We start from the raw sequence: 12141 nt of genomic DNA, 5'->3' as shown, positions 1-12141 counted from the left end.
GTCCCGATACGGCGAAGGCCGGTCCCGTCTCCGGGGCCGGCCTTTTCGCGCCGTCGAGGGTCTCGGATCAGCGGTTCACCGCCCGGCGGTGATGCATGGCCCGGCCGGCGACCGAGCCCGTGGTGTAGACGGCGCCATCATCCGAACGGTCCGAGACCTGCGGCAGGGCCTGGCTCGCGACCTCGGCGGCCGCGGCGGGGATGCCGGCGGGCGCGGTGTAGCTCTGGGCCAGGGCGGAGGAGGCGGAGAGCAGGGAGAGGGCGAGAACGGAAGCGGCAGTGAGGCGGGTCATGGCAGGCTCCATCGGGGTTCGGCTTCGGCGGCCACTGCGGCCGCCCTTCGATGGAGGGAAGATGGACCCCGCCCGACGACCGGAAAAGCCGAATAAGATCGAACGAAACGTTCTACGAAATCGAACAGCAACGGCTGTCCGGCGACCGTCGATCCGCGAACGGGCTTGCCGCTTCGCGGAACGGCGCGGCATATGCTGCGGACCGGCCCCATCCCTGCCGTCCGTGACCGGCCCCGCGCCGGACCGACGCCTTTCCGCCCCGCGAGACACGAGCTGCCGTGACCCTCACCCAGATCACCCACAACGACCTCGACGGCTACGGCGCCTCGACGGTCGCGGCCGCCTTCGCCGAGGTGACGCGCGTCGTCCATGTCGGGCGCTACGCCGATGTCGGGCCCGTGGTGGGCGAAGAGCTGAAGCGTCTCGGCCGCGCCGGCGGCCGCGAGACGCTGCTGATGACCGATATCGGGCTGGAGGAGCCGGCGGTGGCCTTCATCAAGCGGTTCGCCGCGATGAACCGGCGCCGCGACGAGGGCCTGCGCCACCGCCTGATCGTGCTCGACCATCACGCCTCCTCCGTCGACCAGATGCGCGCCCAGGGCCTGGAACCGAAGGAAGACCCGGACCGTCCCGGCCTGCTCCGCTTCGATCTCGACGATCCCGACGTCCTCGTCCTCATCGACGGGGACCGCTGCGCCACGCGCATGACCTACGAGCACAACGCCCTGTTCGCCACGCGGGAGCCCGGCGCGGAGGAGGCCGGCGCGCTCGCCGCCCTGGTCGAGGCGGTGGACGCCCTCGATCTCTGGAAGAAGGAGCGCCCGACATTTGCCGGCGGCGTCGCCCTCGACGAGCTCTTCTGGGACAACGTCGCCTCGCTGGTGCCGCCGGGGCACCCCTGGCACGACCCCTTCGTGAGCGATCTGCTGCGGACCGCCGCCGGCTGGCTGGGGGAAGGCGCCTCCCCCGCCGAGGTCGAGCGCCGGGGGGTCGGAGCGCGCGCCGCCATCGTCGACCGCCTGATGCGCGACGAGCCCGACGACGATCCCTCGCTCACCACGCGGATGCGGATCGCCCGCGCGCTCGCCCGCTCGGACGTGCTGTTCCAGCGCCTGAGCGACGGCACCCTGCTCTCCTTCGGCCTCGATCCGGGTACCTTCCAGCGGGTGTCGGACCTCATCATGCAGGGCGGCCGCGCCAGGCGCGTGGTCAACGTGCAGCGCACAGGCTCGCTGTCCTTCCGCTCCAACGACGAGACCGCCCTCGACGGCGCCCGCAAGTTCCGGGGCGGCGGACATCGGGACGCGGCCGGCGGCCGGCTGCCGGACGGCTCCGTGTTCTCGCTGGCCGACGCGGTGGCGCAGGTCGAGCCGGTCCTCAACCCGCCGCAGGCCGACCGCTCGGACAGCCCCTTCGCCGCCCTGAAGGGCTGGAAGGGCTGAGGGCCGGCCGAAAGCTTCGCCGGCGCAACGGGCTCGCCGGCGGAGCGTTCGCGGTGGGCGGGGCTCCCGCGCGGAACCCTTCGGCAGGCGCTGCCGTTGGGGGCCACGACACACTTCACAGGAGCCCCGAATGCGCACCCCCATCCTCGCCGCGGCCGCCGTCATCAGCCTGCTCGGCGTTCAGGGAGCCTTCGCCGAGACCACGGTGATCCACCGCGACGCGCCCGACACCGTGGTGGTCGACCGGCCGGCCACGACCTCCAGCACCACCGTCGAGAAGCACGAGCATGCCGACGGCTGCCGCTCGAAGACCGTCACCAGGACCAACGACGAGGGCGACCGCAAGACCGTGACGAAGGAGTCCTGCGACTGACGGGAAGCCGGCAAATCATTCATGCGCCCGCTCCGGCTACCGCCGGAGCGGGTTCTTCATGCGCCGAGCGCCTTCTCGTAGCGCCAGGCCGACATGCCGTCCTCGTAATAATCCTCGACCACCGTGAAACGCCGATAGTCCCGGCGCTCGTAGAAGCGGATGCCGAGGGTGTTGTCCGAGCGGACCTCGAGACGCAGCCGCTCGCAGCCATGGGCGCGCGCATCCTCCTCCGCCGCCGCCAGGAGCAGCCCGCCGAGGCCGAGCCCCGACCGAGCCGGGGCGATCGCGATGGAGGAGAGCCGCGCGATCCGCGAGCCGCGCCGCCGCTCCAGCGTCGCCGCGCCCACCAGCACCGCCTCCGCGCCGTCCTCGACCAGGGCGGACAGGACCGTCATGCTCGCCGAGCGGATCGCGTGGCGGATGGCGCGCCGTTCCGCCCGGTCGCTGACGAAGGCGGCATGCTCCAGCGCCACCAGGGCGTCGAGATCCTCCGGCACGGCCTCCCGGATGGAGAGGGCCCGCGCCATGTCGCGCTCCTGCGCTTCGGCGATCACGCCCCGGCCTCGCGGGGCCGTGCGGCGTCCGGCAACCTGTCCTCTCGCAGCACGATCGTCCTTCCGCTTTTCCATGGGCGCCGCGTCAGATGCAGCCTTCGCGCCGGCTTGAAAAGCCCCGCGCGCGGCCGGCCCGTGCAATCGTGCAACATGGCCGGCAAAGAGCGGGGATTTCGCCGGCTCAGGCTCGTTTTTGCCCTTGTGGCGGGGGCAGGCGATCCGTATATCGCGCCTGCCCAATTTCGCACGTGCCTGTGGCCGCGTGCCGGTTGGTGGGCATCCGGTCAACTGCCGGACAGCCGCCAGGGGTCTTAGGATCGATGGTCGCAAGGGTGGATCCCTACGGCCGGCAATCCAGGTGGCGACACCGGACCTCGACAACAACCGGCAGCCGGAGGCGAAACCGGCGAACCCCGCTCTCCACGGGGGACGCAGCTTAAAGCAACGACGAACGGGCTTTTTTGGTCTCGTCGGCCCTCCAAAGGCCGGCACCGAAGAGGCTTGTTTCTCTTTGCCCGGCGTGCGGTTGGGGTCTCCCCATCCAATCCACGGCAGCTTCCGGGGGCCTTGCGCCCGCTCGGTCACGCGTGTCTCCACAGCACGCGAGGTCGCGCGCCGCTTCGCCCCCTGACGCCGGACGGCTGCTCCGTAGCCGTCTACCGATTCGACGTCGCGCTCCGCGTTCGAGGGCGCATGCGAACCTGTGGTGGGGACGACCATGACCGATCGCATCCGCGACTTCCTGCGCGCACGCCGCGACCTCGGCCGCGACGAGGGCCCCGTGATGGTGCTCGACCTCGACGTGGTGCGCGACAACTACACTGCGTTCAGCCGCGCGCTGCCCGACACCCGCGTGTTCTACGCCGTCAAGGCGAACCCGGCGCCGGAGGTGCTGCGCCTGCTCGCCGAGATGGGCTCCTGCTTCGACACGGCCTCCGTCGCCGAGATCGAGATGGCGCTCGCGGCCGGCGCCACGGCCGAGCGGATCTCGTTCGGCAACACCATCAAGAAGGAGCGCTGCATCGGCCGCGCCCTCACGCTCGGCGTGCGCCTCTTCGCCGTGGACTGCGAGGCCGAGGTCGAGAAGATCTTTCGCGCGGCCGGGGCGGCGGGCGTGGAAGCCCGTGACGTACAGGTGTTCTGCCGCATCCTCTGCGACGGCGCCGGCGCCGACTGGCCGCTCTCGCGCAAGTTCGGCTGCGAGCCGGAGATGGCCGTCGACGTGCTGGAGCACGCCCACCGCCAGGGCCTGACCGCCTATGGCGTGTCGTTCCATGTCGGCTCGCAGCAGGGCAACACGGAAGCCTGGGACGGAGCGCTCGCCTCCGCCTCCATGATCTTCCGCGAATGCGCGCAGCGCGGCATCGGCCTGTCGATGGTCAATCTCGGCGGCGGCTTCCCCACGCGCTACCTGCGCGAGGTGCCCGGCGTCGAGAGCTACGGCGACGCGATCTTCCGCGCGCTCACCAAGCATTTCGGCAACCGCCTGCCCGAGACCATCATCGAGCCCGGCCGCGGCATGGTCGGCAACGCCGGCATGATCGAGGCGGAAGTGGTGCTGGTCTCGAAGAAGTCGGCGGCCGAGGACGAGGTGCGCTGGGTCTATCTCGACATCGGCAAGTTCGGGGGGCTCGCCGAGACCATGGACGAGTCGATCCGCTACCGCGTCCGCACGGAGCACGACGGCGATCGCATGGCGCCTTGCGTGCTCGCCGGCCCGACCTGCGATTCCATGGACGTGCTCTACGAGCGGGAGCACTACCCACTGCCGGTCTCCCTCTCCATCGGCGACAAGGTGCTGATCGAGGGAACCGGCGCCTATACGACGACCTACGCGGCGGTGGCCTTCAACGGCTTCCCCCCGCTGGAGCAGATCGTCATCTGACGGCGCGGGCGGTTTTTTCCGGCCGCCGTCATCGCAGGTTCATTCCTCTTGCCGCATTCGTAGCGGACGGCCCGCCACGGTCGCCCGCCTTCGCTTCTCCCTCACCAAGGTCCAGGGGAGTTCGTTGCCATGATCGAGATCCGTGAGCAGCACCAGGGCGACGTCGCGGCGCGCGAGCGTCTGCTCGACGCGTGCTTCGGCGCCTCCCGCTTCGCCAAGACCTCCGAGCGCCTGCGCGAGGGCCGCCTGCCCGCGCGCGGACTCGCGCTCTCGGCGATCCGCAACGGCCGGCTCGTGGGCACCGTGCGCCTGTGGCATGTCGAGGCCGGCCCCGGCCGTCCCGCGCTGCTGCTCGGGCCGCTCGCGGTGGATCCCGCGATCCAGCGCCAGGGCCTCGGCACCGTGATGATGCATGCCGTGCTCGGCCGGGCGGAGGCGCGCGGCCACGGCGCCGTGCTGCTCGTCGGCGATGCGCCCTACTATGCCCGCTTCGGCTTCGAGCCGGGGCTCGCCGCCGGTCTCGCCATGCCGGGACCGTTCGAACGCGAGCGCTTCCTCGGGCTCGAGTTGCGCGCGGGCGCCCTCGAAGGCGCATCCGGCATCCTGCGTCCCACCGGCGCGCCCGCCCCGGCACAGGCCGTCCCGGCCATCGCGGCCGAGGCGCGACGACAGGCCGCCTGACGGACCTGCCGCGCGGCAGGCCCGCTCACGGGATTTCGAGATCTGACCGGCGGCGGAAAACCCTTCCGCCCCGTGCCGGCCGGCCCCGCCGGGGCCATGACGGCATGGGTCGAAAACGCCGGAGACCCGCGGGGTGGCGGTTCGAGGCGGACGCCCCGGTCTCAGCCCGCCAGCTTGCGGGCCAGGAAATCGCGCATCAGCCGGGCGATCTCGGCATGGTGCGTCTCCAGGGCGAAATGGCCCGTGTCGAGGAGGTGTATCTCGGCCTCGGGCAGGTCGCGCCGATAGGCTTCCGCGCCCGCCGGGATGAAGAACGGATCGTTCCGGCCCCAGACCGCGAGGAGCGGCGGCTTGCGCGCGCGGAAATAGCCCTGGAAGTCGGGATAGAGCGCCACGTTCGTGCGGTAGCTCAGGATCAGGTCGAGCTGGATCTCCTGAGCCTCCCCTCGGCGCATGTAGTGCATGTCGAGGGTCATCCCGTCGGGCGAGAGGAGCCCGGCCGGGGCGCCTTGCCCGTACTGGACCCGGATGGCCGCATCCGAGAGCGCGGCGCGGCAGGCCTCGCGGTTCGCCGGGCTGGGATCGCGCCAATAGGCCTGCCAGGGCTCCCATTCCTTGCTCAGGCCCTCGACATAGGCGTTGCCGTTCTGGGTGACGATCGCCGTGACCCGCTCCGGGTGGCGCATCGCGAGCCGCAGGCCGACCGGGGCGCCGTAGTCGAAGATGTAGAGGGCATAGCGGCTCAGGCCGATCGCCTCGACGAAGCCCTCGATCACCTCCGCCAGGCGATCGAAGCTGTAGTCGAACCGGCCGCGCGGCGGCGCCACGGTGTTGCCGAAACCGGGCAGGTCGGGGGCGATCACCCGGTAGCGGTCGGCGAGTTGGGGAATCAGGTCGCGGAACATGTGGCCGGCGGTCGGGAAGCCGTGGAGCAGGAGCAGCACCGGCCCGTCCTGCGGGCCGGCCTCCCGATAGAACACCTCGACGTCGCCGACCTTTTCGGTCGCGAAACGGACAGCCATTCGATCCTCCTGGGTTATCGATGCAGGGGACGCGCGCGAAGCCGACAGTGCCGAACGGGCCGCCAGCGGTGCCGCCCCGAGCCCCAGCCCGAGGGCCGCGAGGACCTCGCGCCGTTCCCAGCCATTTTCGAACCGTGCCATGCCTGCCGCTCCTCCATGTCGCATCGTGCGATGGAGGTGGCGTTCCAGTCGGCCGGCAATAATATCCGGCGTCCGCAAGTCTACGTTTCAGGAACTGCAACGATGGATCGCCGCGACGCCATGGCCCTGTTCGTCGCCGTCGTCGACGAGGGCTCGTTCGCGGCCGCCGCGCGCAGGAGCGGGGTTTCCGCGGGCGTTCGTGGATCACGCGGCGCCGAGGCTGCGGACCGCGATCGCCACCGTCGCGAAAGGCTCCCCTCCCCCGCAGGGCCCGTCTTGGTGAAGCGCTCGGCGACGTCGCCCGGAGTCAGCCCTGATAGTCGATCTTGAGGCGGAAGTTCATGCCTGCCTGTCTCCACGACCGGGAGAGGAGCACCGAGCGGATCCCCGCCCTAAAGCGCTCCCTCGCGGATGGCGCCGGGGTCGGCGAGGGCGTGCAGCAGGCGCGCGGCGGAATGGGCGAAGCGCAGCGTCACCGCCTTGCGGCGGGCGCCGCTCAGGGGGTGCTCGCCGGCCTCGCGCAGGACGGCGCCGCCGAAGGCGTCGGCGACCATGAGGCCGGCCTCCTGCGGGATGATCTCCGGGGCCAGATCCGGCGGGATCGCGAAGAAGAAGCGGTCGCAATAGTCGCGGTAGTCAGGCCATTTCCGGTCGGCCCGGAAATCCGCGACGCTCGACTTGATCTCCACGATGGTGAGCCGCCCGCAGGCGGCGAGCGCGATCACGTCCGCCCGCCGCCCGTTGGCGAGGCCGAACTCGGGGATGGTGACGGATCCGAGCTCCGCGAACAGGCGGCGCACCCCGCGCTGGACGCTCAGCGCGCGGGCGGACTGGCGCCCGTCGGCCGGAAGCGGAGCGAAGGCCGGGGCGGAGAAGGCGACGGCTGCGGACAAGGGACGGCTCGGATTCGCGCGGCGAGACGCCATGGAATCAGGTCGGGCCGGGCTTGTCACCTGCCGCGCGGGATGGCGCGCCGTCAGCCCTTCAGCCACTCCACGAGCCCGGCGCCGGGCGCGAGCAGGACGAAGGCCCAGACCACGGCCGAGGCGAGGTTGGCGATCTGGAAGGGCAGGCGCGCCACCCCGAACATGCCGGCGATGAGCGGCACCACGGCCCGCGCCGGCCCGAAGAAGCGGCCCACCGCCACCGAGGCCGCGCCCCAGCGGGCGAGGAAGCGCTCGCCCCGCGCCACGAGACGGGGGAAGCGCCGCATCGGCCACATCCGCCGGGCGCCGTCCTTGTAATGGCGGCCGAACTCGTAGGAGAGCCAGTCGCCGAGCGCGGCCCCCGCCGCCGCCGCCGCCACGACGGGCCAGAACGGCAGGCCGGCGGCGCCCACCAACGCGCCGATGCCGACGAGGATCACCGTGGCGGGCACCAGCAGCGACAGGAAGGCCACGGATTCGCAGAAGGCGAGCGCGCCCGCGATCAGCGGCGCCCATGCCTTGTGGGCCTCCACGAACCCGAGGGTCGCGGTGCGCAGGGTGTCGAGGTCCATCGGGTCCTTATACGGGTGATGCCCGCCCGATGTGGCGGCCCCTGCCCCGTCCGGCAAGGCGCTTACGCGGATGCGCCGGGGACGGTTAGGCGCTAACAGGCATCGGCGATGCTCCGCGCCTGGGAGGCCCGTGGTGAAGATCCTGTCGATCCAGTCTCACGTCGCCTACGGGCATGTCGGCAACGCCTCGGCCGTCTTCCCGATGCAGCGGCTCGGCGTCGATGTCTGGCCGGTGCACACGGTGCAGTTCTCCAACCACACCGGCTACGGCGCCTGGCGGGGCCGGGTGTTCGACGGACCGGCCGTCGAGGAGGTGGTGCAGGGCATCGGCGAGCGCGGGGTGCTCGGCACCTGCGACGGGGTGCTCTCGGGCTATATGGGCTCGGCCGATATCGGCACCGCGATCCTGCGCGCCGTCGCCTCGGTGCGCGCGCTGAACCCGGACGCGCTCTATTGCTGCGACCCGGTGATGGGCGACACCGGCTGCGGCTGCTACGTGCGCCCCGGCATCCCCGAATTCATGCGCGACCACGCGGTGCCGGCGGCCGACATCGTCACGCCGAACCATTTCGAGCTGGCCTTCCTCGCCGGCAGCCCGTGCGCCACCCTCGACGAAGCGAAGGCGGCCGTCGCGGGGCTCCACGCCAGGGGGCCGCGCGTGGTGCTGGTGACATCCTTTGCCACCGACGAGACTCCCCCCGACCGCATCGATATGCTGGCGGCGGAGGACGGCGAGTTCTGGCGGGTGCGCACCCCGCGCCTCGATCTCGACGTGAACGGCTCTGGCGATGCCGTCGCCGCGCTGTTCTTCGTGCACTACGCCCGTACCGGCTCGGCGGCGCTGGCCCTCGGCATGGCGGCAGCCTCCGTCTACGGCCTGCTGCGGCGGACGGCGGAAGCCGGCTCGCGCGAGATCCTCACGGTGGAGGCGCAGGACGAGTTCGTGTCGCCGAGCGAGACCTTCCCCGTCGAGAGCGTGTAGACCCGCCTCGCCTCTTCCCCACGGACGGAACCCCCACGATGGCCCGACGCCGCTTCGTCACCCTCGACGTGTTCACGCAGGAGGCGCTTGCCGGGAACCCGCTCGCCGTGGTCCTCGACGCGAAGGGGCTCGACGGGGCGGCGATGCAGAGGATCGCGCGGGAGTTCAACCTCTCGGAGACGGTGTTCGTGCTGCCGCCCGAGAACGCGCGCCACCGGGCGAGGCTGCGCATCTTCACGCCGACCCGCGAATTGCCCTTTGCCGGCCACCCGACCCTCGGCGCCGCCGTGCTGCTAGCGCTGGAGGATTCGCGCGCGGGCCGGGCCGACGCCATCGCGTTCGGCCTGGAGGAGGACGCCGGCACGGTGCCCTGCGTGGCGGAAGCCGCCGACGGGCGCGGACGGGCCCGCTTCAAGGCGCCGCTGCTGCCGGACTATCTCGGCGAGGCCCCCACGGCCGCTGCGCTCGCCGCCATGCTCGGCCTGTCGACGGAGGATATCGGCTCCGCGCGTCATCTCCCGAGCCGGCATTCGGCCGGCGTGCCCTTCACCTTCGTGCCCGTCGCCTCCCGCGAAAAGCTCGACGCGGTGCGCCTCGATCTGGCGCGGTTCGCGGGCGGCGACGCGCTCTACGTCTACGCGGCGGACCCGGAGGGGCTCGGGCATCGCTTCCAGGCGCGCATGTTCGCCCCGCATCTCGGCATGCCGGAGGACCCGGCGACGGGCTCGGCGGCGGCGGCCTTCGCGGGGGTGATGATGCAGTTCGAGGCGCTCGGCAACGGCACGCACGACGTCGCCATCGCCCAGGGCGTCGCCATGGGGCGTCCGAGCGACATCGACCTCCAGCTCGTCATCCGCGAGGGCGCCCTCGATTCCGTCGAGATCGGCGGCGGGGCGGTGGTCGTCGCCGAGGGCGTGCTGCTTGTCTGAGCCTTCGGCCGAGGGCTACGTCCTCACCCGGCTCAGCCGGATCCGCGCCCGGCTCGTCCCGCACGACTGGACCTGGGCGAGGACCAACGCGGACAGGATCGCGCGCCATTGGGAGCGGCGGCGCGCGGCGCAGCCGGCGCTCTTCGACGGGCCGGTCTTTCTGGCCTGCGCCTGCGAGATCGCGGACGGGGGGTGCCGCGTCGACCTGTTCGAGACCCGCTATTCGGCCTTCATCGCCCATCGCGACCTCGGCTTCCCCGACGGGAGCGTCGCCAACGCCTTCGCGGCCATCGCCCCGTTCGGTGCCGATGGCGGCGTCCTGCTCGGCGAGATGGCCCCGCACACGGCCAATGCCGGACAGGTCTATTTCGCCTGCGGCACGCCCGACCGCGACGACCTGACGGGCACGACGGTCGACCTTTCGGGGAGCGCCGCCCGCGAGCTCCTCGAGGAGACGGGGGTGAGCCTGCCGCCGGGCGCCCCGGAATCCTGGGTGCTTCTGCGCGGCGAGGGGCATCTCGCCTTCCTGCGCCCGGTCCGCTTCCCGGAACCGGCTCTGGCGTTGCGCGAGCGGATGGAGCGCCATCTCGCGGCGGAGGACCCGCCCGAACTGTCCGGGATCGTCATCGTGCGCGGCATCGCCGAGATCGAGCCGGAGCGGATGCCGGGCTATGTGCGTGCCTTCCTCAGGGATGCCTTCGGGCCGACGTCGCCCGCAGCTCGGTCGGCCAGCCGACCCTGACCAGCACGTCGTCCGGGCCGTTGAGGGCGAACTCGTACATGCCCCAGGGCTTGTCGCTAGGCCCCTCGCGCTCGATGATCTCGCCGGCGAAGGCGGCCGCCAGCGCGTCCACGTCCTTCCGGTACAGATAGAGCCCGAACGGGTTGCGGCCGGGCTCCAGCCAGCCTTCGACGGCCGGGTTCAGATGCAGCCTGCCGCCATGCCCGTCGGAGAGCAGCCGGTAGGCGTCGGGACTGCCCTCGTCGCGGCGGAAGCCGAGCCGCGCGAAGAACGCCTCCGCCGCGTCGAGATCGTTACAGGGCAGGATCGCCGTCAGACGCTCGTCCATATCCGCCCCCCGATCCTCGTCTATCTGAAGGTGCCGGGACGGACCCGTCACCGATAGCCGTAACGCGCCTTGGCGGAGGCCAGCAGCGACAGCGCCTCGCCATCGCGGCCCCCCTCGCAGGCGGCCCGAGCCTTCGACAGGTCGGCGCTGAAGCGGGTGCCGACGGGAGTGTTGAGGTTCCCGGTCGCCACGTCGCTGTCGACCACGGCCTGCGTGCGGGCGATGGCCGCCCCGCATCCCGGCCCGTCCGGCGGGATCACCACCGGCGCGGGCGCGGCGGCGACGGCGACCGGAGCGGCGGCCTTCTGCTGGCAGGCGCCGAGCAGCGCCAACCCGAGGCAGGCGAGGCCGGCGACGCATGAACGAACGAAGGGCACGGATGCTTCTCCCTCGCGGCCGAGCTCGGCCGGGCGGGGATTTCTGCGCCATCGGGCGGCATGGGGTCAATCGCCGCCGCGGTCGCATCCGCGGCGGCGGCGTGACGCCGGAGGGGCGCTATTTCGCCTTGTCGGCGATGCCCTTGAGGCCGGCGTCGTAGATGCCCGAGATCACGTCGGTGGCGACGCTGTCGGGCGCGCCCTTGGCCTTGAAGCTGCCCTTCCAGTCGAGCTTCGAGCCGGAGTCGCTCGGCGACACCGAGAGGGTCGAGGTATAGTCGGAGACCGGCAGCGGGCTCTCGACGATGGCGTAGGTGTAGGTCATCACCTTGTCGTCGCGCGAGACCTGCTCCTCCACGATGGTGCCGCCGCCCTTGAGGCTCAGCGTGCGCAGGGTCTTGCCGTCCTTCTGCGAGACGACGCACTTCTCAACCGCTGGGTGCCAGGTGCCGATGCCGCAGAAGTCGCCGACGGTCTGCCAGACCTTGGCCGGCAGCGCCGCCACGGCGGCGGACTTCGCCACCTCGATGGCATGGCCCGGCAGCGTCGTCGCCACGAGGGCGAGGCCGGGCAGGACGAGGATGCGTGCGAAGGTCGGGAACATGGCGGACGGTTCTCCCTTGGTCCGATCGATCTCTGTCGTCGCGCCGCGCGGATGGCACGGCGCGGGCGGCCCTTGGCGGGCGCGTGGCAAGTAGGCTGTGCGCGAAGCACGGCAATGGGCCGGCCGCGAAATGAGCCCGTGTCCGGGCGTCCGCTCGATTCCGGGCGTCGTCCGGGGCCGCACTTGTGTTTCGGCGCCGCCGGCGATAGCTAGTGCCATAGACGAGACGCGCGCCGGCGAGATCGCCGCCCGCCCTGAGGAGAGACGAGCCGTGGCCTATGCCGGCTCAAT

Annotated in this window: 15 protein-coding genes; 7 read left to right on the top strand and 8 right to left on the bottom strand. The window is 71.7% G+C overall.

Features of this window, described 5'->3' with window-relative positions; all coding sequences use genetic code 11:
• Positions 1 to 67 precede the first annotated feature (67 nt).
• Positions 68 to 292, bottom strand: coding sequence for a hypothetical protein (locus ACP56T_RS15150; RefSeq protein WP_430912964.1), 225 nt, complete (start codon positions 290 to 292; stop codon positions 68 to 70).
• 278 nt (positions 293 to 570) lie between these two features.
• Between ACP56T_RS15150 and ACP56T_RS15145 the strand changes: the two genes are divergently transcribed.
• Complete coding sequence (locus tag ACP56T_RS15145; protein ID WP_430912963.1) at positions 571 to 1734, top strand: dimethylmenaquinone methyltransferase; 1164 nt, start codon at positions 571 to 573, stop codon at positions 1732 to 1734.
• A gap of 130 nt (positions 1735 to 1864) precedes the next feature.
• Entirely contained in the window at positions 1865 to 2107 is a 243-nt protein-coding gene (locus ACP56T_RS15140; protein WP_430912962.1) for a hypothetical protein, read from the top strand.
• Between the two features lie 56 nt (positions 2108 to 2163).
• Here the strand turns inward: ACP56T_RS15140 and ACP56T_RS15135 are convergent, their stop codons facing one another.
• Positions 2164 to 2634 (bottom strand): GNAT family N-acetyltransferase, encoded by a 471-nt coding sequence (locus ACP56T_RS15135; RefSeq protein ID WP_430913020.1) that lies wholly within the window; start codon positions 2632 to 2634, stop codon positions 2164 to 2166.
• Positions 2635 to 3379: 745 nt separating this feature from the next.
• Between ACP56T_RS15135 and ACP56T_RS15130 the strand changes: the two genes are divergently transcribed.
• The gene (locus tag ACP56T_RS15130) at positions 3380 to 4546 is read left to right on the top strand and encodes a type III PLP-dependent enzyme (RefSeq protein ID WP_430912961.1); all 1167 of its coding nucleotides are present in this window, start codon (positions 3380 to 3382) and stop codon (positions 4544 to 4546) included.
• Positions 4547 to 4675: 129 nt separating this feature from the next.
• Positions 4676 to 5227, top strand: a complete 552-nt coding sequence (locus ACP56T_RS15125) for a GNAT family N-acetyltransferase (RefSeq protein ID WP_430912960.1) — start codon at positions 4676 to 4678, stop codon at positions 5225 to 5227.
• Between the two features lie 161 nt (positions 5228 to 5388).
• Here ACP56T_RS15125 and ACP56T_RS15120 read toward each other — a convergent pair whose 3' ends face one another.
• From ACP56T_RS15120 to ACP56T_RS15110, 3 genes are all read right to left on the bottom strand, one after another.
• A complete protein-coding gene (locus tag ACP56T_RS15120; protein ID WP_430912959.1) occupies positions 5389 to 6249 on the bottom strand; it encodes an alpha/beta fold hydrolase in 861 nt (286 codons plus the stop codon).
• A gap of 533 nt (positions 6250 to 6782) precedes the next feature.
• A complete protein-coding gene (locus ACP56T_RS15115) occupies positions 6783 to 7283 on the bottom strand; it encodes an MmcB family DNA repair protein (RefSeq protein ID WP_430912958.1) in 501 nt (166 codons plus the stop codon).
• 83 nt (positions 7284 to 7366) lie between these two features.
• Entirely contained in the window at positions 7367 to 7888 is a 522-nt protein-coding gene (locus tag ACP56T_RS15110; RefSeq protein WP_430912957.1) for a DedA family protein, read from the bottom strand.
• 133 nt (positions 7889 to 8021) lie between these two features.
• Between ACP56T_RS15110 and pdxY the strand changes: the two genes are divergently transcribed.
• The 3 genes from pdxY to ACP56T_RS15095 are packed head-to-tail and all read left to right on the top strand — an operon-like array spanning position 8022 to position 10541.
• The gene (gene pdxY, locus ACP56T_RS15105; protein WP_430912956.1) at positions 8022 to 8870 is read left to right on the top strand and encodes a pyridoxal kinase PdxY; all 849 of its coding nucleotides are present in this window, start codon (positions 8022 to 8024) and stop codon (positions 8868 to 8870) included.
• 38 nt (positions 8871 to 8908) lie between these two features.
• Positions 8909 to 9799: a PhzF family phenazine biosynthesis protein gene (locus ACP56T_RS15100; protein ID WP_430912955.1), complete on the top strand. Its 891-nt coding sequence runs from the start codon at positions 8909 to 8911 to the stop codon at positions 9797 to 9799.
• On the top strand, positions 9792 to 10541 hold the full coding sequence (locus tag ACP56T_RS15095; protein WP_430912954.1) for an NUDIX hydrolase: 750 nt from the start codon (positions 9792 to 9794) through the stop codon (positions 10539 to 10541). Before ACP56T_RS15100 ends, ACP56T_RS15095 begins: the two co-directional genes overlap by 8 nt.
• On the opposite strand, the gene ACP56T_RS15090 is transcribed toward ACP56T_RS15095, so the two are convergent.
• The 3 genes from ACP56T_RS15090 to ACP56T_RS15080 all read right to left on the bottom strand — a co-directional run bounded on the left by ACP56T_RS15090 (position 10486) and on the right by ACP56T_RS15080 (position 11850).
• The gene (locus ACP56T_RS15090; protein WP_430912953.1) at positions 10486 to 10869 is read right to left on the bottom strand and encodes a VOC family protein; all 384 of its coding nucleotides are present in this window, start codon (positions 10867 to 10869) and stop codon (positions 10486 to 10488) included. The two genes, ACP56T_RS15095 and ACP56T_RS15090, sit on opposite strands and share 56 nt — an antisense overlap.
• A 47-nt stretch (positions 10870 to 10916) precedes the next feature.
• On the bottom strand, positions 10917 to 11246 hold the full coding sequence (locus ACP56T_RS15085) for a hypothetical protein (RefSeq protein ID WP_430912952.1): 330 nt from the start codon (positions 11244 to 11246) through the stop codon (positions 10917 to 10919).
• Between the two features lie 118 nt (positions 11247 to 11364).
• Positions 11365 to 11850, bottom strand: coding sequence for an SRPBCC family protein (locus tag ACP56T_RS15080; RefSeq protein ID WP_430912951.1), 486 nt, complete (start codon positions 11848 to 11850; stop codon positions 11365 to 11367).
• Positions 11851 to 12141 lie beyond the last annotated feature (291 nt).

This window comes from Methylobacterium endophyticum (assembly GCF_050591105.1).
In the GTDB taxonomy this organism is placed as follows: Bacteria; Pseudomonadota; Alphaproteobacteria; order Rhizobiales; family Beijerinckiaceae; genus Methylobacterium.
The sequence above is the reverse complement of the archived record's forward strand: the minus strand, read 5'-3'. Positions and strand labels throughout refer to the sequence as shown.

Coding starts and splice junctions, on each gene's coding strand:
- ACP56T_RS15080 (WP_430912951.1), bottom strand. CDS start 11,850: ATGTTCCCGACCTTCGCACGCATCCTCGTCCTGCCCGGCCTCGCCCTC.
- ACP56T_RS15135 (WP_430913020.1), bottom strand. CDS start 2,634: ATGGCGCGGGCCCTCTCCATCCGGGAGGCCGTGCCGGAGGATCTCGAC.
- ACP56T_RS15090 (WP_430912953.1), bottom strand. CDS start 10,869: ATGGACGAGCGTCTGACGGCGATCCTGCCCTGTAACGATCTCGACGCG.
- ACP56T_RS15120 (WP_430912959.1), bottom strand. CDS start 6,249: ATGGCTGTCCGTTTCGCGACCGAAAAGGTCGGCGACGTCGAGGTGTTC.
- ACP56T_RS15150 (WP_430912964.1), bottom strand. CDS start 292: ATGACCCGCCTCACTGCCGCTTCCGTTCTCGCCCTCTCCCTGCTCTCC.
- ACP56T_RS15140 (WP_430912962.1), top strand. CDS start 1,865: ATGCGCACCCCCATCCTCGCCGCGGCCGCCGTCATCAGCCTGCTCGGC.
- ACP56T_RS15110 (WP_430912957.1), bottom strand. CDS start 7,888: ATGGACCTCGACACCCTGCGCACCGCGACCCTCGGGTTCGTGGAGGCC.
- ACP56T_RS15100 (WP_430912955.1), top strand. CDS start 8,909: ATGGCCCGACGCCGCTTCGTCACCCTCGACGTGTTCACGCAGGAGGCG.
- ACP56T_RS15125 (WP_430912960.1), top strand. CDS start 4,676: ATGATCGAGATCCGTGAGCAGCACCAGGGCGACGTCGCGGCGCGCGAG.
- ACP56T_RS15130 (WP_430912961.1), top strand. CDS start 3,380: ATGACCGATCGCATCCGCGACTTCCTGCGCGCACGCCGCGACCTCGGC.